General features: G+C 61.2%; 24 protein-coding genes. 14 read left to right on the top strand and 10 right to left on the bottom strand.

All coding sequences use genetic code 11. From position 1 onward, the window contains the following. Positions 1-54: 54 nt before the first annotated feature. On the bottom strand, positions 55-702 hold the full coding sequence (locus RTCIAT899_RS01845) for a TetR/AcrR family transcriptional regulator (RefSeq protein WP_015338520.1): 648 nt from the start codon (positions 700-702) through the stop codon (positions 55-57). 90 nt (positions 703-792) lie between these two features. Here RTCIAT899_RS01845 and RTCIAT899_RS32945 point away from each other — a divergent pair, with 90 nt between their 5' ends. Together RTCIAT899_RS32945 and RTCIAT899_RS01835 are read left to right on the top strand one after the other, a co-directional pair. Next, positions 793-990 carry a hypothetical protein gene (locus RTCIAT899_RS32945; RefSeq protein ID WP_041677174.1) on the top strand — a complete coding sequence of 66 codons (198 nt, stop codon included), beginning with the start codon at positions 793-795 and terminating at the stop codon, positions 988-990. Continuing rightward, positions 983-1,876: an NAD(P)/FAD-dependent oxidoreductase gene (locus RTCIAT899_RS01835; RefSeq protein WP_015338518.1), complete on the top strand. Its 894-nt coding sequence runs from the start codon at positions 983-985 to the stop codon at positions 1,874-1,876. Before RTCIAT899_RS32945 ends, RTCIAT899_RS01835 begins: the two co-directional genes overlap by 8 nt. A gap of 258 nt (positions 1,877-2,134) precedes the next feature. Here the strand turns inward: RTCIAT899_RS01835 and RTCIAT899_RS01830 are convergent, their stop codons facing one another. Then, complete coding sequence (locus RTCIAT899_RS01830; protein WP_015338517.1) at positions 2,135-2,575, bottom strand: lipid-binding SYLF domain-containing protein; 441 nt, start codon at positions 2,573-2,575, stop codon at positions 2,135-2,137. 316 nt (positions 2,576-2,891) lie between these two features. On the opposite strand from RTCIAT899_RS01830, the gene RTCIAT899_RS01825 reads away from it, so the two are divergent. Next, positions 2,892-4,403 (top strand): FAD-dependent monooxygenase, encoded by a 1,512-nt coding sequence (locus RTCIAT899_RS01825; protein ID WP_244441433.1) that lies wholly within the window; start codon positions 2,892-2,894, stop codon positions 4,401-4,403. Positions 4,404-4,532: 129 nt separating this feature from the next. Then, the gene (gene mug / locus RTCIAT899_RS01820; protein ID WP_015338515.1) at positions 4,533-5,114 is read left to right on the top strand and encodes a G/U mismatch-specific DNA glycosylase; all 582 of its coding nucleotides are present in this window, start codon (positions 4,533-4,535) and stop codon (positions 5,112-5,114) included. A 46-nt stretch (positions 5,115-5,160) separates the two neighbouring features. Here mug and RTCIAT899_RS01815 read toward each other — a convergent pair whose 3' ends face one another. Then, on the bottom strand, positions 5,161-5,724 hold the full coding sequence (locus tag RTCIAT899_RS01815) for a methylated-DNA--[protein]-cysteine S-methyltransferase (protein WP_015338514.1): 564 nt from the start codon (positions 5,722-5,724) through the stop codon (positions 5,161-5,163). Positions 5,725-5,864: 140 nt separating this feature from the next. Next, positions 5,865-6,002, bottom strand: a complete 138-nt coding sequence (locus tag RTCIAT899_RS33465; RefSeq protein WP_154660792.1) for a hypothetical protein — start codon at positions 6,000-6,002, stop codon at positions 5,865-5,867. Between the two features lie 214 nt (positions 6,003-6,216). On the opposite strand from RTCIAT899_RS33465, the gene RTCIAT899_RS01805 reads away from it, so the two are divergent. Further along, positions 6,217-6,834, top strand: coding sequence for a 2'-5' RNA ligase family protein (locus RTCIAT899_RS01805; protein ID WP_015338513.1), 618 nt, complete (start codon positions 6,217-6,219; stop codon positions 6,832-6,834). Positions 6,835-6,842: 8 nt separating this feature from the next. On the opposite strand, the gene RTCIAT899_RS01800 is transcribed toward RTCIAT899_RS01805, so the two are convergent. Next, the gene (locus RTCIAT899_RS01800) at positions 6,843-8,483 is read right to left on the bottom strand and encodes a SulP family inorganic anion transporter (RefSeq protein WP_015338512.1); all 1,641 of its coding nucleotides are present in this window, start codon (positions 8,481-8,483) and stop codon (positions 6,843-6,845) included. An 89-nt stretch (positions 8,484-8,572) separates the two neighbouring features. Next, entirely contained in the window at positions 8,573-9,454 is an 882-nt protein-coding gene (locus RTCIAT899_RS01795; RefSeq protein ID WP_015338511.1) for a LysR family transcriptional regulator, read from the bottom strand. A gap of 91 nt (positions 9,455-9,545) precedes the next feature. Between RTCIAT899_RS01795 and RTCIAT899_RS01790 the strand changes: the two genes are divergently transcribed. The 3 genes from RTCIAT899_RS01790 to RTCIAT899_RS01780 all read left to right on the top strand — a co-directional run bounded on the left by RTCIAT899_RS01790 (position 9,546) and on the right by RTCIAT899_RS01780 (position 13,151). Further along, entirely contained in the window at positions 9,546-10,520 is a 975-nt protein-coding gene (locus RTCIAT899_RS01790; protein ID WP_015338510.1) for a quinone oxidoreductase family protein, read from the top strand. Between the two features lie 269 nt (positions 10,521-10,789). Then, complete coding sequence (locus RTCIAT899_RS01785) at positions 10,790-11,971, top strand: MFS transporter (RefSeq protein ID WP_041677779.1); 1,182 nt, start codon at positions 10,790-10,792, stop codon at positions 11,969-11,971. A 118-nt stretch (positions 11,972-12,089) separates the two neighbouring features. Then, positions 12,090-13,151, top strand: a complete 1,062-nt coding sequence (locus RTCIAT899_RS01780; RefSeq protein WP_015338508.1) for a M14 family metallopeptidase — start codon at positions 12,090-12,092, stop codon at positions 13,149-13,151. Between the two features lie 6 nt (positions 13,152-13,157). On the opposite strand, the gene RTCIAT899_RS33460 is transcribed toward RTCIAT899_RS01780, so the two are convergent. Next, a complete protein-coding gene (locus tag RTCIAT899_RS33460; protein WP_154660791.1) occupies positions 13,158-13,319 on the bottom strand; it encodes a hypothetical protein in 162 nt (53 codons plus the stop codon). 122 nt (positions 13,320-13,441) lie between these two features. Next, complete coding sequence (locus RTCIAT899_RS01775) at positions 13,442-13,963, bottom strand: MarR family winged helix-turn-helix transcriptional regulator (protein WP_041677778.1); 522 nt, start codon at positions 13,961-13,963, stop codon at positions 13,442-13,444. Positions 13,964-14,117: 154 nt separating this feature from the next. Here RTCIAT899_RS01775 and RTCIAT899_RS01770 point away from each other — a divergent pair, with 154 nt between their 5' ends. The 5 genes from RTCIAT899_RS01770 (at position 14,118) to RTCIAT899_RS01750 (ending at position 17,026) form a co-directional block, all read left to right on the top strand. Further along, positions 14,118-14,471, top strand: coding sequence for an ArsC family reductase (locus tag RTCIAT899_RS01770; protein ID WP_015338505.1), 354 nt, complete (start codon positions 14,118-14,120; stop codon positions 14,469-14,471). A 49-nt stretch (positions 14,472-14,520) separates the two neighbouring features. Next, positions 14,521-14,946 (top strand): putative toxin-antitoxin system toxin component, PIN family, encoded by a 426-nt coding sequence (locus tag RTCIAT899_RS01765; RefSeq protein ID WP_041677170.1) that lies wholly within the window; start codon positions 14,521-14,523, stop codon positions 14,944-14,946. A 1-nt stretch (position 14,947) separates the two neighbouring features. Continuing rightward, positions 14,948-15,175 (top strand): toxin-antitoxin system HicB family antitoxin, encoded by a 228-nt coding sequence (locus RTCIAT899_RS01760; protein ID WP_015338503.1) that lies wholly within the window; start codon positions 14,948-14,950, stop codon positions 15,173-15,175. 28 nt (positions 15,176-15,203) lie between these two features. Next, positions 15,204-15,677, top strand: coding sequence for a Cys-tRNA(Pro) deacylase (ybaK, locus tag RTCIAT899_RS01755; protein ID WP_015338502.1), 474 nt, complete (start codon positions 15,204-15,206; stop codon positions 15,675-15,677). 95 nt (positions 15,678-15,772) lie between these two features. Further along, positions 15,773-17,026 (top strand): aminopeptidase, encoded by a 1,254-nt coding sequence (locus tag RTCIAT899_RS01750; protein WP_015338501.1) that lies wholly within the window; start codon positions 15,773-15,775, stop codon positions 17,024-17,026. Positions 17,027-17,102: 76 nt separating this feature from the next. On the opposite strand, the gene RTCIAT899_RS01745 is transcribed toward RTCIAT899_RS01750, so the two are convergent. Next, positions 17,103-17,693 carry an NAD(P)H-dependent oxidoreductase gene (locus RTCIAT899_RS01745; RefSeq protein ID WP_015338500.1) on the bottom strand — a complete coding sequence of 197 codons (591 nt, stop codon included), beginning with the start codon at positions 17,691-17,693 and terminating at the stop codon, positions 17,103-17,105. Beyond that, positions 17,693-19,303, bottom strand: a complete 1,611-nt coding sequence (xseA, locus tag RTCIAT899_RS01740) for an exodeoxyribonuclease VII large subunit (protein ID WP_015338499.1) — start codon at positions 19,301-19,303, stop codon at positions 17,693-17,695. Before xseA ends, RTCIAT899_RS01745 begins: the two co-directional genes overlap by 1 nt. 195 nt (positions 19,304-19,498) lie before the next feature. Here xseA and RTCIAT899_RS01735 point away from each other — a divergent pair, with 195 nt between their 5' ends. Then, positions 19,499-19,726 carry a hypothetical protein gene (locus tag RTCIAT899_RS01735; RefSeq protein ID WP_015338498.1) on the top strand — a complete coding sequence of 76 codons (228 nt, stop codon included), beginning with the start codon at positions 19,499-19,501 and terminating at the stop codon, positions 19,724-19,726. Positions 19,727-19,774: the final 48 nt, after the last annotated feature.

The following is a 19,774-nucleotide window of genomic DNA, read 5'->3' as shown; positions in this document are numbered from 1 at the left end:
CCAAAAAGCGGGTGTTGTTGGTTGCTCGCCATCGTCCTTCGCGGCCCGTCTAGGCTATCCGCCCGCGTGGTCGTTACCACCGTGCGCGGCGACGAACATGGCGACAGCCGACCGGCAATAGGATTCGATTTCGTTGTCGTCCTCTGCTCTCGCCTGATCGAAGCGTGCGATAACTAGGAGATCGGATCCTTTGAAAAGCGCAGCAAACAGGCGGGCGGAGCGGAGAGGATCGGGAACGTTCAGAACCGCCTTCGCATGCAACTGACGCAACAGGGCCTCGATCTGGGCGATGATATGGGCGGGGCCGGCTTCGTAATGGAGCTTGCTCAATGACTTTTGACTCGTCATGTCGGCCATGACCATGGCTTCGACATTGCTGACGTCCGGGCGCAACAGCGTGCGAAGCAGCGATGATCCCACCGCCATGAGCTGATCTTCGGCCGAACCGTCGACGCCTTCAAAAAGGGCCTGTGGTAATAACTGCTGGCAGCGGGCCGCAAACGCCGCACCAAACAGCGCCTCCTTGTTCTCGAAGTGCCTGTAGATGCTAAGCTTGGATATCTTCGCTCGCTGGGCGACCTTGTCCAATGTGGTCGCCTGAAAACCCAGTTCCGCAAAAAGTTCGCCCGCGGCGTCGACTATGGTTTGGCCAAGCGCCTCGTTGGCGGGCCGGCCGCGCCGGGCCTGATTATTTTCGCTCACGACAATTCCAGTCCTTGACAGTATCGTTATTCCTGAATTACGATACCATACAGTATCGAAAATATGCAAGCCATTAGGTAGGTTTCAACCATGTCCCCCAAATCCGCGCTGCCCGCCGATATCGAATGCGGCATCATCTGGTCGGTCAACACAGTGATGGGCGACTTTCTCGCCGATGCCGAAGCCCTGTTCGCTGCCCGTCTCGAGCGCGTATCGCTGGACGATATTGCGCGTCAGGCCCAACCGAACTCCCTCCATCCACAGCACGGAGCCCATCACCATGGATGACGTCATCATCATCGGCGGCAGCTTTGCCGGCCTAGCCGCCGCCCTTCAGCTCGGCCGTGCGCGCCGCAAGGTCACCGTTCTCGATACCGGCCTGCCGCGCAACCGCTTCGCCAGCCGCTCGCATGGTATGCTCGGCCACGATCACAAGCCGCCACTGGACATCTTGACCGAGGCGCGGCAGCAACTGGCGCGCTATCCCACGATCAGGCTGGTCAATGCCCGGGCCGACGGGGTCTCCGGCACCATCGACGATTTCTCCGTCCTCACCGGCGATGGCGAAAGCCTTGGGGCACGCCGCCTGATCCTGAGCTATGGCATCACCGACCAGATGCCTGCTGTTCCGGGCTTTGCCGAAAGCTGGGGCACGTCCATCGTGCCCTGTCCCTATTGCGACGGCTTTGAAGTCGCCGGCCAGCATTGGGGCCTCGTCTGGTCCGGCCCGCAGTCCCATAATCAGGTCAGGCTGTTCCACGACTGGACCGACAGGTTGACGGTCTTCGCCGATGGTCACGACATTCCGCCCGATATCCGGGCCGATCTGGAGCGTCGCAACACCCCTGTCGTCGATGGTCGGATCACTGAGATCGCCCGTCATGGGGGCCATAATGCCACCGTCAAGCTCGATACCGGCCCCAATGTCGCGGTCGACATCCTGTTCGCGCATCCGCGCAACAAGCCGTCCGCAAGCCTGCATGAACCATTGGGCCTCACCACGGTCGGCACACCCCTCGGCATCATCCTCAAGGTCGATGACCGCCGTGAAACCAGCATGCCCGGCATCTACGCCGCGGGGGACCTCACCAACCCCATGATCCCCTCGGTCACCACGGCATCATGGCAAGGCGCGATGGCGGGCATCTTCGCCCAACAGTCGATGCTGGTCTGAGAGCGCAGATTCCTAAGACCCGCGGGCTTTCCATAGATAATGCACCTCCGGGGCCTCTTTGGGAAGACGTTCAGCAAGTGAGGGCCGACGTTAGCGGCGGTACTTTCTTCGTTCGCTGTGAAACCCACCTCAGCTGCCCAAAGTGGGTCCGGAAAGGGGATCGACTTCGCATGGAGTAGCTTGCTTCGCAACGAAGGCCTGATCGCTATTTCTGCAGATCAGGCCTCCGGGCAATGATTATGAGAGCTGAACGCGCTCTTATTTCATTGTGACGCTCAGGCCGCTGATATCGGCATTGACCTGCAGGCCGACCTGCCTGCCCGTAAGTTCGAGCTTGGCGCCCTTGTCATTGGTCATGACGATCACCTGAGCGCCCTTGCCCACCGCGCCGCCGCCGCCTGCGGCGCCATAGACGCCGGCCACATCCCGGGCGCGGCGGATATTGCGCACAGTGCCCTGGAAATAGGTCTTGGAGGCACCGAAGGCGAGCCCGCCCGAGATGCCGCCGATCGAGATGGGATATTTGCGACCATGGAAGGTCAGCGTGCCCTCGCCCCCGGAGCCGCCGACGAAGAAAGCCGCCTTATAGACGGAGAAGCGGACGGTGCCGCTATCGGCGTGTGCCGCGCTGGCGAAGCCAATTCCTGCAGCGGCGATGGCGGCAACCGCGACCGACCGAAATCCAGATGAAATATTCATGATGAGCTGCTCCTCAAATGCGCCGCTTACCCAGCCGGCCGGGCACGACGTCAGCGTCGTATAATGTCAAAGACAAACGATCTCGCACGACCTTTGGTTCCAAAGTGCACAATAACAACGCGTTAGGGCGCGGATCAAATATCTTATTGGATGGGGAGACAGGCGTTTCGCGAAGGATTTCGCAGGTCGATATTCGACCACGAGAGCAGGTATTCGCTCTCTCTAGTCTACATATGTGGCGCACAAGGGACTTGCGTCAAGACCCGGCTCCTCCCTTACAAATGCCGATGCAAACCGAAAAAGCGGGAGCATGGACATGACTATGCCTGTTACGAAACATGCGGTGGTTATCGCCGGCGCCGGTCCGACAGGGCTGATGCTGGCGGGCGAATTGGCCTTGGCGGACATAGACGTCGCGATCATCGAGCGGCGTGCCAATCAGGAGCTTGTCGGCTGGCGCGCCGGCGGTCTGCATGCGCGCACCATCGAAATTTTCGACCAGCGCGGCATTGCCGGCCGGTTCCTTTCACAAGGACATATAGCGCAGGTGGCAAGCTTCGCCTCGGTGCGCCTCGATATCAGCGACTTCCCCACCAGGCATAATTACGGTCTGGGGCTGCGCCAGAAACATATAGAGCGCATCCTTGCCGACTGGGTCGGCGAATTCAACGTGCCAATCCACTACGGCATGGAGGTTACCGGCTTCGCGCAGGACGCCAGCGGCGTCGATGTCCATTTGTCCAATGGGACGACGCTGCGAGCGGACTATCTGGTCGGATGCGATGGCGGGCGCAGCCTGATCCGCAAGGCAGCCCGCATCGATTTTCCCGGATGGGATGCGACCGTCAGCAATCTGATCGCCGAGGTGGACATGACCGAGGAGCCGGAGTTGGGCATTCGTCACGATGCGCTTGGCATGCATTCCCTCGGCAGGTTCGAATACGAAATCCGCGACGGGAAGGTCATCCATCCTGAGACAGGACCGATCGGCGTGATGCTGACGGAGCGGCAGGTGAATACCTCGAGCGAGCCGAGCTTCAGCGATCTCCGCGAGGCTCTTATCGCCGTCTATGGCACCGATTATGGTGCCCATACCCCCCGCTGGATTTCGAGATTCACGGATGCGGCGCGACAGGCGGCATCCTATCGCAAGGGCCGCGTGCTTCTCGCCGGGGACGCCGCGCATGTCCATCCCCCGGATGGCGGACAGGGCTTAAATATTGGTGTGCAAGATGCCGTAAACCTCGGATGGAAACTGGCCCAGGTGATCAAGGGCATATCGCCGGAAAGCCTGCTCGATACCTATCACGCCGAGCGCCATCCGATCGCCGCCCGTGTGCTGCGCAATATCCTGGTCTCGGTCGCGCTACGCCGCCCCGACGAACGCACGCAGATCCTCCGTGAGACGATGGCCGAATGCCTCGCCATGGACGAGCCGCGCCGGCGCTACGCCGCGATGATGTCCGGCCTGGATATTCACTACGATCTCGGCGAGGGGCAACCGCTGCTCGGCCGCCGCATGCCCGATCTTGACCTCACCACCGCCCGGGGCCGGATGCGGCTCTTCGACCTGCTGCACGGAGGCCAGCCTGCGCTGCTCAATCTCGGCGAGCCTGAGAGCTTCGATATCGCCCCTTGGGCGGATCAGGTGCAATCGATTGACGCCCAATATGCCGGACCATGGGAACTTCCGGCGATCGGCGCGGTTGACGCACCCACTGCGGTATTGATACGGCCGGACGGATATGTGGCCTGGGTTGGAGAGGAGACCCAGTTGGGGCTTCCGGAGGCGCTGACCACGTGGTTCGGCCCGCCCACTGTTGTGTGATGCGTGAAGGCCGGCAGGATTCAGGCAGGCAGGGGCAGATCAGGCCTCTTATCCCTTGGCCGGCCGGTCGCTTATCGGCTAGCGTGACGAAGGCGGCGCGCTTGCCGCCGCTTTCGCGAGAAATCCGAGATGCAGGATGATGCCCCAACGAAGACCCTGAATGAGCCGACAGACGTACCGGAGCAAGCAAGCGGGCTTGCCGAAATCCTGGCACCGGACCTCTCGGTAATCTTCTGCGGATTGAACCCTGCGCTTACCGCACATCGCGACGGACATAACTTCTCGAACCGCAGCAACCGCTTCTGGCGGGTCCTGCACCTTGCCGGCTTCATCCCTCGCCTGCTGCGCGCGGAGGAAGAGCGCGAGATGCTGCAATATGGCCTTGGCCTGACATCGGCGGTTTCCCGCCCGACGAAAAGCGCCAGCGAGCTGAAAAGGAGCGATTACATTGCCGCCGCTCCAGTGCTCGAAGAAAAGATCAGGAAGTTGGCGCCGGCTAATCTGGCGTTTCTCGGCAAAGCGGCCTATGCCGCCATCAGCCTCCGGGCCGATGTCGAATGGGGGCGGCAAGCGGAAAAATTTGGGGGCGCTTCGATTTGGGTACTGCCGAACCCGAGCGGCCTCAACCGGGCCTTCGATCTGGCGAAGCTGACAGAGCACTATCGCGAGGTAAAATTGGCGATTGAACAGGAGAGCGGTTTCACTCAGTAACCGCCCTCTCGGTCCATCTTGCTTACTCCTCGGGCCGCTTCGTGGCCTAAAACCCGAGCGATTGCTGTACCGGTTTTGACGGCGCGAGCTGAACGCCTTCCAGCTCCAGCATACGAGCCTTGGAGTTGGAACCGCCCGGCGCGGAAAAGCCGCCGATCTTGCCGCCTGCCGCCAGAACGCGATGGCAGGGAATGATCAGCGCCACCGGGTTCTTCGCCATGGCCTGCCCGACATCGCGCGCAGCTTCCGGCCCTACGCCGAGCTGCTTGGCCAATGTGCCGTAGGTCGTCGTATGGCCCCAGCCGACCTGGCGGGCGGCATCGTAGATCTGCCTGAAGAAGGCGTTCTGCTCGCCGAGATCGAGCGTGACGTCGGAAAAGTCGATCTCCTCGCCCGCGAAATAGCGCTTCACCTTGGCAACCACTGCAGCGATGTCCGCGCTTGGGGTCCCGGGCTGCGCATTCGGCAGACGGCGCAGAAGCAGGCGCTCGGTCGCGCCCGCATCCCTTGTCGGCAATTGAAAGCGCAGCACGCCGACCTCGTTCCAGGCGATACCGCAGAAGCCGCCGGCGGTTTCGAAGATCAGGTAATTCTGGCTTGTCTCGTTCATGACGAAACCTCCCGTGTTTCCACTTGTCATGAAAATCGTCCTCGGGAGCGCCGAATTCAACCCGATTCTTGCAGGCAACGAGAATTACCACCGTTTTGATAACGGTCTAAAGGGCCTTCAGGGATTCGCGAACATGGATATCAATATCCGCCACCGGTGGGAGGAGCGTTCAGCGTCATGCCGCCACCAGAATTGTGATCTCCCGAGGTGGAGCAAGAAGCAATACCAAAGCCGATGAGAGCGAAAGCAACGGCTGCAAAGACTGATCTGGTGAACATGATCGTGATTCCTTTGGGTGGGATTGGGCACGCAGGCCCGAACCTGGAATGAACAGATCAGGCCGTCCTTTTATTCGATCGCTTTTTTGGTAACGCTTGCAACGGAAAGCCTCCAAGATTTGTTCTAGTTTTGTTCTTGAATTAGCAACTGCTTTATCCTATCGTTTTGCGGTCAAAAAGCAGGAGGACAAAGCGATACAGCTTTGCAGTGACCATGAAGAACAATGGGCAGCTTTCGCTCTATCTTGCGGGCGGAGCGCATACGAGAACACCGCCGCCAATCGATCAAGGGCCGATCAATGAATTCTATTTCGCCCTCCTGCCCGATGCGGCAATTGCCGCACGCAGTCATGCGCTTGCAGGACATCTTCGCCGGCAGCACCGCTTTTCCACGAAGCCGCGTCGGGCCGATCTCTTTCATGTGACGCTCTACCCGATCGGCTCGTTTCGCTGCTTGCCCGAGGAAGTGGCATTTGCGGCGATGGAAGCTGCCTCTCGGGTGAGGAAGCCGCCCTTTCCCGTCGTCTTCGATCGAGCAGTCAGCTTCGGCAAGGGCGACAACCGCCCACTTGTCCTTTGGAGCAAGGACGGGAATGCCGAACTGAAGGCGCTCCATCAGGAACTGGCCGATGCCATGCGGCTCACGGGCATTGCGCCAGCCAAGGAGAGCGCCGTCGAGCCGCATATGACGCTGCTCTATCAGGGACATCTCGTTCCCGACATCATGCTCGAGGAACCTGTGAGGTGGACCGCCAGAGACTTCGTCCTCATCAACAGCCTGCAGGGAGAGGCCAAGCACGATCATCTCTGCTATTGGACTTTGCATGATTGAGCGGCCGCTCACGCCTTTGGAGGTTTCCCTTCAGCTATCACCGCGGCGACGGCATCATCGACGCTGAAGCTGCAGCGCTTGTCGACGTCGGCAATGCCGGCGACCGTCATGAGATCGCGAACGCGGTCGTGCACCCGGGCAAACTGAAGACGGAGGCCGGCTCGCTGCATCGCGCTGTCGAACTCCATCAACGCGTCCATCGCCGTGCTGTCGATATCGGAGCTCTCCTCCAGGCTGAGGATGGCTGCCCGCAACCCGGCTTCACTGCGGCTGCCGGACAATATCTCGCCGAAGATCGTATCGGCATTGCCGAAAAACAGGGTTTCGCCGGGGCGCCAGATGGCAATGCCCGGTATCTCGGCGGCGTCGTCATGTCTGCTGACATCGACGAAGTCATGGCTGTTGTTGAGCCGTCCCAAACGGGCGATATACGGGGATGCCAGGCGATGCATCATGGCGGCAAGCGAAAGGGCGATAGCCAGCAGCATGCCGTTGAGGACGCCGAAAGCGAGCACGCCGATGGCGGCGCCCAATGCCACGTAGAAATCGCGATGCAGGCGGCGGAGCCGCAGGATAGGACTGGGGTCGAGCGCATGCGTCAGAGCCGCGATCACGACAGCGGCCAGCACCGGCTCCGGCAGAAGCGCCACCAGTGGTCCGGCACAGGCAATCAGGATTGTCAGGCCGATGGCGGCAAAGACGGTCGTCGCCCGCGTCTTAGCCCCCGCCGCCTCACTGGCGAAGCCTGCGGAAAAACCCGCGCCGACCGGCATGCCCTGAACGACAGCACTGGCAATATTGGCAGCGCCCAGCGCACCAAGCTCGCGATTGATCTCCAGCGTCTCGCCATAACGCAGGGCGAGTGCACGCATGGTGCCCCAGGATTCAGCAAAGAGGATGAGGACAAGAGGCACGGTGAACTGCACCAGCCGCGAATAAGCGGCCCAGCCGGCGTCCGGGAGCGAGGGCCATTGCGGCAGGATCTCGATCGGGCCGACCAGCTTGACGCCATGGCCTTCCAGACCGAACAGATAGGAGGCGAATATGCCGGCGGCCAGCACAAAGAAGGCGGCGGGAATGCCGGGCAATCGCCTCAGCAGCAACAATGCCGCCAGCGCGACCACGCCGACGGCGACGCTGATCGGATTCCACTGGAAGATCGCGCCGAAGAGTGCAGCCGCGTAGGCCAGGATATTCGAGCCTTGCACAGGCACACCAACGAGGATCGGCAGCTGATGCAGGATGATGGTGATCGCCAATCCGAGCGCGAAGCCGCGCAGGACCGGCCGCGAGATGAACCCGGTGATGCCGCCAAGGCGCAAGGTACCGGCGATGACGAAGAGAATGCCGGCGAGCGCGACGGCAACCGTGGCAAGCCCCGCCTTGATCGTGGCATCGCCCGGCACGACGGCCAATGTTGCGGCGAGAATGGCGGCGGATGAGGATGTGGGGGAGACGATGGCAAAGCGGCTGCGGCCGAATATGGCATAGACGAGACATCCAGCGACGCCGGCGAGGATCGCACGATGCGGCGGCAGACCGGCGATCCCGGCGTAAGCGACCGCTTCCGGCAGCATCAGTCCGGCAACCGATATGCCCGCGACCAGATCCGCCCTGTCCGCCACGAACCAACTGCCCAGCTTCGTCATCGATCACCGACCGTAAGTGTGGCTCATCCATCTATGGATAGAGATTCGCCACGAGGCCGCAACAGAAAAATACGGGTTGGAATCGGGACTTATAGGGCGCTGTTCGAGGCGTCCCGCAACGGGCAGCTTTGCCCGACCACATCAGCAACGAAGTCCATAACCGCCCGGATGGCAGGCGAGCGACGGAGATCGGGATAGGTGACGAGCCAGAGGTCGCGCGTCGGTGATGGGATCTCCGTCGGCAGGCGCACCAATCCTGCCTCGCGATCGCCCAGAAATCTCGGAAGCGCCACGACCCCCAGTCCGGCACGAGCGGCCTCGAGCTGACCGAAAACATCGGTGGCACGGAAGACGATCGGACGACCATCCAGCAGATTGCGAAGCCAGGTCTGCTGGGTCAGATGCTCCATTGCCGCATCGTAACCGATAAAGACCCACTCCTCCTCAGGCCTTTGTGCCACGGACAGGATCGCATAGAGACCGAAGCGCATGGCGCCGATACGCCGGACCAAGAGATCGCTTTCCTCCGGCCTGATCATGCGTACGGCGATGTCCGCCTCGCCGGAATTGAGCGCGACGCTGCGTGCAATGCCGGCAATGGTCAGCGTGATGTTCGGATGATGGGTATGAAACAGCGCGGCTTTCGGCGCCAGGAGATGGGCAGCGATCGACGGCGGCGCGCTGATCTTGACTGCAGCGGAAAGCCCGGAGACAGCGCTTTTCGAATAACGTCTGATCGCCTCGACATTTTCCTCCATACCCGCGACCAGTTCGGCGATGGCGCGGCCATCGGCCGTCAAGGGTGAGGTGCGTGGCCGCCGATCGATGAGGCGCAGGTCGAGCGTACGTTCCAACGCCGCAATGCGCCTGCCGACCGTTGCGTGGTCGACACCCAACTCGCGCGCCGCCGCAGAGAGGGAGCCGGTTCGAGCGAGAGCGGTGAAATGGTGAAGGTCCTGCCAGTCGATCATCGGTGCATTATTGCACAGATATGGTGAGTTCATACCGAATTTATTCGCACAGCGATTCATGGTCAAAAATCGTCCGAAAGGAGATTTCCCAATGCCCCTAGCGATTGCCATTGCCGGCCCCGGCGGCCCCGAAGTCCTGAAAGCCGTCGATCTTCCCGCTACCGAACCCGGTCCAGGCCAGGCACGAATCCGCCAAAGCATCTCCGGCGTCAATTTCGTCGACATTTATGTCCGTTCCGGGCTTTACCCGCTGCAACCTGGCCACAATGTGCTCGGTTTCGAGGGTGCCGGCATTATCGAAGCGCTTGGCGCCGATGTCGGCGATCTGAAGGTCGGCGACCGTGTCGCCTATATCGGCCATCCGATCGGCAGCTATGCCGAGGTGCGCACGCTGCCTGTCAGTCGCCTTGTAAAATTACCCGATGGTGTCAGTGAGCGCGTTGCCGGAAGCACGATGCTGCGCGGGTTAACGGCGCAAATGGTGCTGCAAAAGACCTACCCCGTGAAGGCGGACGAGTGGGTGCTGGTGCATGCGGGAGCCGGCGGCCTCGGGCAACTCGTCACGCGTCTTGCCAAGGGGATCGGCGCGAAGGTCATCGCTACGGTGGGCTCCGAAGCCAAGGCCGGTATTGCTTATGAGGCAGGCGCGGACGCGGTTCTCCTGCATACATCCGGGGATTGGGTCGAGGAAACGCGCCGCATTGCCGATGGCCGTGGCGCACATCTTGCCGTCGACGGGATCGGCGGGACCATGTTGTCACAGACGCTTGCTGCGGTGCGCCCCTTCGGCATGGTCGCCAGCCTCGGACAGGTCGCCGGCCCCATTCCGCCGATCAAGATAGAGGAGCTGACCGCGCCCCGTGTGATCGGCTTGTCGCGCCCGAGCGTATTGGCTTACGCCAACGATCCTGAACTCTACCGCCAAGGCGCCATGGCGCTGATGGCGGCGCTCCAGGCCGGGCTCGTCAACCCGATCGGTGCGGAATACGAGCTGAAGGATGCCGCCCGAGCCCATGCCGATCTTGAAGCAGGACGAACGACGGCCAGCGTCATACTGACGATGTGATGCCCTCGCCCCTTCCCCCATCGAGGAGAAGGGGGGTCACGGCACTGGCACGCCCGACGGGCGATTGCCACGCACAATCAACTCATCCCGTCAATGGCTTTTGCTGCAAGGCAGCAATTCGTTGACCTCGCCTGCCGTTGCCTGATAGCCATACCCCATGGCGACGCACGGCCTTCAGGCCTTCGCCGTCAGTGCTATCCGATACGAATCCCGCTTCCTTCGTGGCAAACAGCATGGACACCGCTGCCGGTGCCCGCAGGCGATATCCCGTGAATACTGCTTCCCAGACCATCCGGTCCGCTTCGACCCTGTCTCTCATCTCGATCGTCGCGCTGACATTCTTCGGCTACCTTGCCATCGGATTGCCGCTTGCGGTTTTGCCGACCTATGTCGACAGCGGCCTCGGCTTCGGCGTCATATGGGCCGGCATCGCCGTCAGCACGCAATATGTGGCGACCATCGTCAGCCGCGCCCATGTCGGCCGGCTCTGCGATCAATACGGGCCGCGCCGTTCGGTCTTCCTGGGTTTCCTCGCCTACGGTCTGTCGGGCGCACTCATCATCGCTTCCACTTTTACGATCCAAGTGCCGGCAGCAAGCCTTGCTCTTCTGCTGGCCGGCCGGCTAGCGCTCGGCATCGGCGAGAGCTGGGTGAGCACGGCGGCAATCACCTGGGCAATCGGTCTGATGGGATCGCGCGAAACAGTCCGCATCATCTCCTGGAACGGCATTGCCACCTACGGCGGCATTGCACTCGCCGCCCCGTTCGGCGCCTGGCTGCAGGGGCAATACGGCTTCTTCGCCATCGGCGTCGTCACCATCATCCTTGCGGTTGCCGGCTTCATGCTGGCGCAAACGCGGCCGCCGGTTCCGGGCGTAAAGGAAAAGGGTATCGGCACGGGCCAGGTGCTGAGCCGCGTTGCACCATACGGCGTCGCGCTTGCGCTTGCCTCCAGCGGCTTCGGCGTCGTCATGGCCTTCGTCGCGCTGTTCTTCCATAGCCGCGGCTGGGAAGGCGCCTCCTTTGCGCTCAGCGCTTTCGGCCTCGCTTTCATGGGCGTGCGCCTGGGTCTTGCGCAAGCTGTCGCCCGCTTCGGCGGCCTGCCGCTGGTGCGCATTTCCCTTGTCATCGAGATCGTCGGCCTGGCTGCGCTTGCCTTTGCGCCATCTCCGACCGTTGCCATCATCGGCGCGGCTCTCGCCGGCGCCGGCTTCGCGCCCGTCTTCCCCGCGCTTGGCAACGAAGCCATGGAGCGCATCCCGCCGCAGAACCGCGGCGTGGCGCTCGGGCTTTATTCGATCTTTCTCGACGTGTCGCTCGGTTCGACTGGCCCGATCGCCGGCCTGTTCGCCGATCATCTCGGCTATGCCGCACCCTTCTCCTTCGGCGTCGGCGCGGTCCTGCTCAGCCTGATCATAAGCTTCTGCCTGCGCAGGAATGGCAGCCGCTGAAAGCTGTTTTGGCGCTGTTTGTCCCCGGTCCTGATTCTGGCATGCGGCGACAAACGGTTGCGGACTGCCTGCGGGGCTTGATATGGGTCTCTGATTATCATCAGCAGGAGGCCCGCCCATGAACGTCACCGAAATCGTCATCGAAGGTGACACTCCGGGGATCGCCTGGCGGCTGCCCGTCCTGCATTTTGCCGGCAGCAAGGCAGACGCGCCGAAGATCTACATTCAGGCTGCATTGCACGCCGGTGAACTGCCGGGAACTGCATTGGTGCATTTCCTCTGCGAGCGGCTTCGGAAAGCGGAAGCCGAAGGCGCGATCCTCAGCGATATCGTCGTGGTGCCGCATGCCAATCCGATCGGCGCGGCGCAATCGCATTTCGGCGAGATACAAGGGCGCTTCGACCTGGGCTCGCGCACCAACTTCAACCGCGAATTTCCGCTGATCTCGTTGCGCGACCGCGATCTCCTCATCGAAAATCTGGAACGCTACCCCGCCGTCGACCGGCTGAAGCGCCAGCTGATCCATATGGCGCTCGGTGCCGATCTGGTGATCGATCTGCATTGCGATGACGAATCCCTGCAATATGCCTATATCGACGAGGCATTCTGGCCCGAAGCCGCCGATCTTGCTGCGGCGCTGAAGATGGATGCCGTGCTGCTGTCGGACGGCGAAAGCTCGGCATTCGAGGAGGCCGTCAGCTTCGCCTGGAAATACGAAGTGCCGGGGGAAAAGAAGGCAAGGCTGCCGGGCAAGCTCTCTGTGACGGTCGAGTTGCGCGGCACGCGCGATGTCTATCCCGAGATGGCAAAGGAAGATGCCGCAGGGCTCTGGCGCTTTCTGGCTGCGCGCGGCGCAGTCCGTGATGACAGCGTTGCGCTCGGTGCATTCGACGGCCCCGCCGTGCCGCTCGACAATGTCGAGATGATCCGTGCCCCGCAGGCGGGCACAGTGCTCTTCCATCGCAATATCGGCGAGCGCGTTGAAGAAGGTGATCTGCTGGCAACGATCATCACCGCCCCGGGTATGCCGGACGGGACCATCGACGTCCGCGCGCCACAGGCAGGTTTGATCGTCACCCGCGTATCGGACCGGCTGGTGCGCCGGCGCGGCGATCTTATGAAGATCGGTTCGGACAGAGCAAGCTCCGTCGCCCGCAAACCAGGAACACTTGAGGATTGATTTCCTCTAGCGGCGATCGATCACCTTGCAGCGCATGGTGAAGGCGATCGCCGCTGATTCCCTGAGAAGAATGCCTAAGCGACCAATGTGATATAGCGCGCTTGCAAGAGCAGCACGACAGATACCCATTAGCCGGGCAAGAATTGAACGATTTTCCATCGCGATCATGCCTCCGATCGAATTGATGCAGGCAATGTTCAGATCATCGAAGGCAGCAACTACCGTCCTTCGAAATATATGTATGCAGTGTGCATATATATGATGAAGATGTCAAGACCCCTATCCCGGGCCTATGTCATGAAGGCAATCGGGCAGCGATCCTGGTCGCAGGCGCCCTGATCGCAAACGCGGCAGACCACATCCTGGTCATCGCCGAGATCGACCAAGGCCGGCAGCAGCTTTTCGACCAAGTGGCCAAACTGCCCCCTCTCCTCTGGGCCTAACACGTCAAAAGCCCGATGGATGACTGCCCGGCGGGCGGAGAGGCTTCTGTCAAAGAGCAGGCGGCCGCTCTCCGTCAATTGCAGTGCGCGGGCACGCTTGTCACCCTCAACGCCGCCCGCACGCAGCACGAGACCGGACGCCACCAGCTGATCGACCAGGCGCACCGTGGCGGAATGGGAAAGCGCGATCATTCGGCGTAGGGTCTCGATCGTCAGCCCCGGCTCGGTCCCTATTTGCACGATTGCGGCGGTCGCGCTCGCGCCAAGGCCGGTTTCATCGACAAAGGCCTTTTCCATCTTGTCCACCAGAGCAAGACCCATGGCGCCAAAGAGGTTTTCCAGCCGCAATATTTCCTTGTCCGTCGCCATGCTCCAACCCGCGCCATAAATATGCATGCTGCATATTTATGCGATTATTGCTGGCAACTGCAACGGGCGAGAGAACTGCTTCCCCGTCCGAGCGGCATTTATCCGCCTTTGTTCGCGTGTTATGCCCTATCGGACAGCAAAAGACGGATTCGCCATGACGATCACCATTTACGGCATCAAGAACTGCGACACGATGAAGAAGGCCCGCACCTGGCTCGAAAGCCATGGCATTGCCTATGATTTCCACGACTACAAGGCCGTTGGCATCGATCAGGATCACCTGGAGCGCTGGACGAAGGACGCCGGTTGGGAAGTGGTCCTCAACCGCGCCGGCACCACCTTCAAGGCCCTGCCGGAAACGGACCGCACGGACCTGACAAAAGACAAAGCCATCCAGCTGATGCTGGCGCAGCCCTCGATGATCAAGCGCCCGGTGCTGGAAGCGGACGGCGAACTGCTCATCGGCTTCAAGCCGGATATTTATGCGGCCGCATTCGGTAAGGTTTAACAGGCTGCCGCACCTTTGAATTTGATAGCATATATGCTATCACTTCTTCATGAAGGTTGTCATTGACACGAACATTTTCGTTTCTGCGATCATGAACGCTGACGGAGCGCCGCGACAGGTGATCCGCCTCTGTCTTGAAGAGCGCCTGGTTCCGCTGATCAGCAACGCTTTGTTTGCCGAATACGAAGATGTTTGCGGAAGAGATACCCTTTTCGATGATCGATTCATCTCAAAAGAAGAGCGCACCGCTCTCCTCGATGCGTTCCTTTCAAGCTGCTTGTGGATTCCCATATATTACTTATGGCGTCCAAACTTGCGCGACGAAGGAGACAATCATTTGGTCGAACTCGCGGTTGGTGGCGGCGCTTCGGCGCTGATAACGGCAAACAAGAGAGATTTCGCCCAAGCGGAATTGCTTTTTCCGCAGTTGGAAATTCATACAGCAGGTGAGTTCCTTATTCGGAGGAAGCTTTGACATGAGCACACTGACAATTCGCCTTCCAAACGATCAGCACGAACGGCTGAAGGCTCTCGCCGCCTCCCGCGGGACAAGTCTCAATAAGCTTTTCGAAGAACTGACCACAAAAGCACTTACGGAGTTCGATGCCGAAACACGGTTTCGGCTCAGGGCAGCCAAAGGTGACAAAGCTCGCGGTCTGGACATTCTCAAAAAGCTCGATCGCGTTCACTCGGAACGCGAATGAAGCTCTGCTGTTGGATATATCGGTTCCCATGTCAAAAACGACCCGCGCTACGCAAGTCCTGACCCAGGCGAAAGTCGTCTTCACGGTCCATGCCTATGACTACGATCCGAATGCGGAGCGTGTCGGGTTGCAGGCGGCAGAGGCGCTTGGCGAAGAGCCGCATCGCGTACTGAAGACGCTGATGGCCGAGGTGGACGGCAAGCCGGTCTGCGCCGTCGTGCCCTCCGACCACGAAGTCAGCATGAAGAAGCTCGCCGCAGCCTTCGGTGGCAAGTCGGCCAGCATGATGAAGCCTGCCGATGCCGAGCGCCTGACGGGCTATCATGTCGGCGGCATCAGCCCCTTCGGCCAGAAGAAGATGGTTCCCACAGCGATCGAGGCGCAGGCGATGACCGAGGCCTATGTCTATATCAACGGCGGCCAGCGTGGGCTGCAGGTGCGCCTCAGCCCTCAGGATGCGTTGGCTGCTCTCAAAGCCAAGACTGCGCCCCTGATTGCCTGACGATCTGCAAGATCGGACAAAGCGCCTTCAATTTCGCCGCAAACCGGTCTAAGTCTTCAGACCATTCTTTCGATATCAGCCAAGCAGGTTCTGCCATGACATCAGCTACCCCCAACCATCATCCCGTCGATCACGCCAAGCTGGAAAAGCTTGCGGAAGTAGCAGTAAGGGTCGGGTTGCAGCTGCAGGCAGGCCAGGATCTGCTGATAACAGCGCCGGTCGCTGCGATGCCGCTGGTACGGCTGATCACGCGCGAGGCCTACAAGGCCGGTGCCGGCCTCGTCTCGACCTTCTATTCCGACGAAGAGACCACGCTCGCCCGCTACGAATACGGTCAAGAGGCGAGCTTCGACCGCGCCGCGACATGGCTCTATGAAGGCATGGCCAAGGCCTTCTCCAACAACACGGCGCGCCTCGCCATTTCCGGCGACAATCCGATGCTGCTGTCCAATCAGGACCCCAACAAGGTCGCGCGCGCCAACCGCGCCAACTCGGCCGCCTACAAGCCGGCGCTCGAAAAGATCTCGAATTTCGACACCAACTGGAACATCGTCTCCTACCCGAACCCGTCTTGGGCAAAACTGGTTTTCCCGAACGATCCGGAGGCGATCGCGGTTGCCAAGCTCGCCAAGGCCATCTTCTCGGCTTCGCGCGTCGATGTCGAAGATCCGATCGCGGCCTGGGCGGAGCACAATGCCAATCTGCACAAGCGCTCGGCGTGGATGAACGGCCAGCGCTTCGCCGCCCTGCACTTCCAGGGACCGGGCACCGACCTGACGGTCGGCCTCGCCGATGGCCATGAATGGCACGGCGGCGCTTCCACCGCCAAGAACGGCATCACCTGCAACCCGAACATCCCGACGGAAGAGGTCTTCACCACGCCGCATGCGCTGCGCGTCGAAGGCCATGTCTCGTCGACGAAGCCGCTCTCGCATCAGGGCACGCTGATCGACAACATCCAGGTGCGCTTCGAAGGCGGCCGGATCATCGAGGCCAAGGCAACGCGCGGCGAGGAAGTGCTGAACAAGGTGCTCGACACCGACGAAGGCGCCCGCCGGCTCGGCGAAGTGGCGCTGGTGCCGCATTCCTCACCGATCTCGGCGAGCGGCATCCTGTTCTACAACACGCTGTTCGATGAAAACGCCTCCTGCCACATCGCGCTCGGCCAGTGCTATTCGAAGTGCTTCATCGACGGCGCCACACTCAGCCAGGAGCAGATCAAGGCGCAGGGCGGCAACTCCAGCCTGATCCACATCGACTGGATGATCGGCTCCGATAAGGTCGATATCGACGGCATCAATGCCGATGGCTCGCGCGTGCCTGTCATGCGCAAGGGCGAGTGGGCGTAAGGACGCTCGCATATGCCGAATGCTATCGTGTCGCGGTATTCTTGCCGCGGCATCTTTTTTGGCTGGAAGCGTGAGATCAGATCGTCGCCAGCGCTTTCCTGACGCGGGCGAGATGCGCCTTGCGTCCGGCGTCGGTCACGCGATCCATGTCGTTTAGCGCCAGCATGCGGAAATTCAGTCGCTTGGCGCAGAAGGCGGCAATGCCGCGCTTCAACAGCCGCCGCACCGGATTGCCCATATAGAGATGCACGACCCACCAGGGCGAGCCGGTCGTCGTCAGCGCCCAGAACAGGCGGATATTCGTAAGCTGCGGCACGATGCGCCCGCCGGCCGGATCATGCGTGAAAGCAACGCCGGGCGCGAAGGCGCGATCGAAGAAGCCCTTGAGAATGGCCGGGAAATTGAACCACCATTGCGGGAAGACCAGGATCAGCCCTTCCGCCGCCCGCAGCCGCGCGACGATGCTATCGACATCGGACGTATCATAGGGTTGATCGAAATAGCCGCGCCGCTCAGTTTCGGACAGACGCGGATCGAAGCCCTCGCTATAGAGATCAAGGAGGTCAACTTGATGCCCGCCGGCGACAAGTGTTTCCTGTGCAAGCTTTGCCACAGCCGCGGCAAAACTGTCTTCCAAAGGATGGGCCAGCACCAGCAGGATGCGCATTAGAAGAGGCTTCCTTGCTTCGGCGGAGCAGCTGGATCGGCAGGCTTGGCGCTGCGTTTCTTCGCAGGCGGAGCGCCGGCCGGAGGAGGTGTCGGCGATGCCTCGCCCTCACCCGTAACCGCGCCGATACGGCCATCCGCAAACTCAATCGAGATCACGGCACCTGTCGAAAGTGCTGCCGCCAGCGAAACCGGGCGATCATCCTCATCACGCACGACGGCATAGCCGCGCTTCAAGACATTCTTGTAGGAGAGCGACTGCAGAATGCGCTCCTGCGCCGAAAGCTCGCTGCGGGCGCGGGTCAGCTGATGACGGATGGCCGTATCGGCGTGACGGACGAGATTGCCGAGGCGATCACGCGCCCTGCCCGTCTGCGCTTCGAGGCGTGACGGCAAGGTAGCAAAAACGGCATCGGCCCGTTCGATGCGGGCACGAGAACGGTCGAGCATGCGCTCGATGGTCCGCTCCGCGCGGGTCATTCGCTCGCTCAACTGCTGCCGGCGCTCGGTGATCCGGTTCGACAGGATATCCGGCCGCAGCTGCGAAGCGGTGCGCTCGAAGGAGCGGCGCTTGTTGAGCGTGTTCAGCTCCAGCCCGCGGCCAAGGCCGGCGGCCGCCTCGTCGAAGCGCCGGCGCGGCAGAGCCAGGATCTGGTCGAGGGAAGGCAAGGCGCGCAGCAGCGCGCGAACCGCCTGCCGCCGTTGATCCATCTGTCTCGTCATCCCCCCCTGCAGCCGGGCTGCGAGGCTTGCGAGTTGCGCCTCCAATTCGGCCCGAACAGGCACGGCCATTTCGGCAGCCCCCGTCGGCGTCGGAGCGCGCACGTCGGCTGCGTAGTCGATCAAGGTCCAGTCGGTCTCATGGCCGACGGCCGAGATCAACGGGATATCACTACCAGCGGCAGCGCGGACGACGCCTTCGTCGTTAAAACTCCAGAGATCCTCCAGACTGCCCCCGCCGCGCGCGACGATCAGCACGTCGGGGCGCGGGATCGGGCCGCCGGGCGCAAACTCGTTGAAACCGCGAATGGCGTTCGCCACCTCGTCGCCCGAGCCATCCCCCTGCACCTTCACCGGCCAGACGAGGACGTGCACGGGGAAACGATCGGAGATGCGATGCAGGATATCTCGAATGACGGCGCCGGTCGGCGACGTCACGACGCCGATCACGGCAGGCAAGAAGGGGAGCCGGCGCTTGCGCTCGGGATCAAAAAGACCTTCGGCACCGAGCTTGCGCTTGCGCTCCTCCAGCAATGCCATCAAGGCGCCTGCTCCGGCAGGCTCCAGTGTCTCGATGACGATCTGGTATTTCGATGAGCCCGGGAAAGTCGTCACCTTGCCTGTTGCAATGACTTCCATTCCCTCTTCAGGGCGGAATTTCAGCTTGGAAAATGTGCCTTTCCAGATCACCGCGTCGATACGCGCGCGATCATCCTTCAGCGAGAAATAGGCATGGCCCGAGGAATGCGGCCCGCGATAGCCGGAGATTTCCCCGCGCACGCGCACCTGGTCGAACGCATTTTCGACCGTGCGCTTGATCGATCCCGATAGTTCCGAGACGGAATACTCCGTCAGGTTCGAAGGCGAATCATTCTCAAAAAAGCTGCTCATGTCCTCTTTCTAGCCGATGTCGCGGAAAATGCGGAGCCTGGCGCATATTTAAGGTACTGCCGTCTCCTTTGCATGTCCCATCAAGGACGTGGAGCCTATTGCTTCATCAAGCGTTAACCTTACCGACAAAGCCTTTCTTAGCCATCCACGCGTAAACCTGTGCAAACTGGTTCTTGGTAAAGAGGATATGGAGCGATGATATTCGTGACCGCCACGATCATCGGAATTGCCGCCGGCCTGCAGCGCTCGACGATCGGTGCCTTGCTCGGTGTGGCATTGGTGAGCATCGCCTTCATGGCGGCCGTCGCGATATCGATCGTTCCGCCGCCGCTGACGACGCTGTTCATCGCGCTCGGCGGCTACAATCTCGGCTTTATCGGCTATCTCATCACGGCCGATATGCTGGAGCAGCGTCGGGCTTAGACACAATATCAAAGAGTATTCAGCGGCTTCCCGCTCGTAATGGCGTGG

Source organism: Rhizobium tropici CIAT 899 (assembly GCF_000330885.1).
Taxonomy (GTDB): Bacteria; Pseudomonadota; Alphaproteobacteria; order Rhizobiales; family Rhizobiaceae; genus Rhizobium; species Rhizobium tropici.
This window is presented reverse-complemented; position numbering and strand designations above follow the sequence as displayed.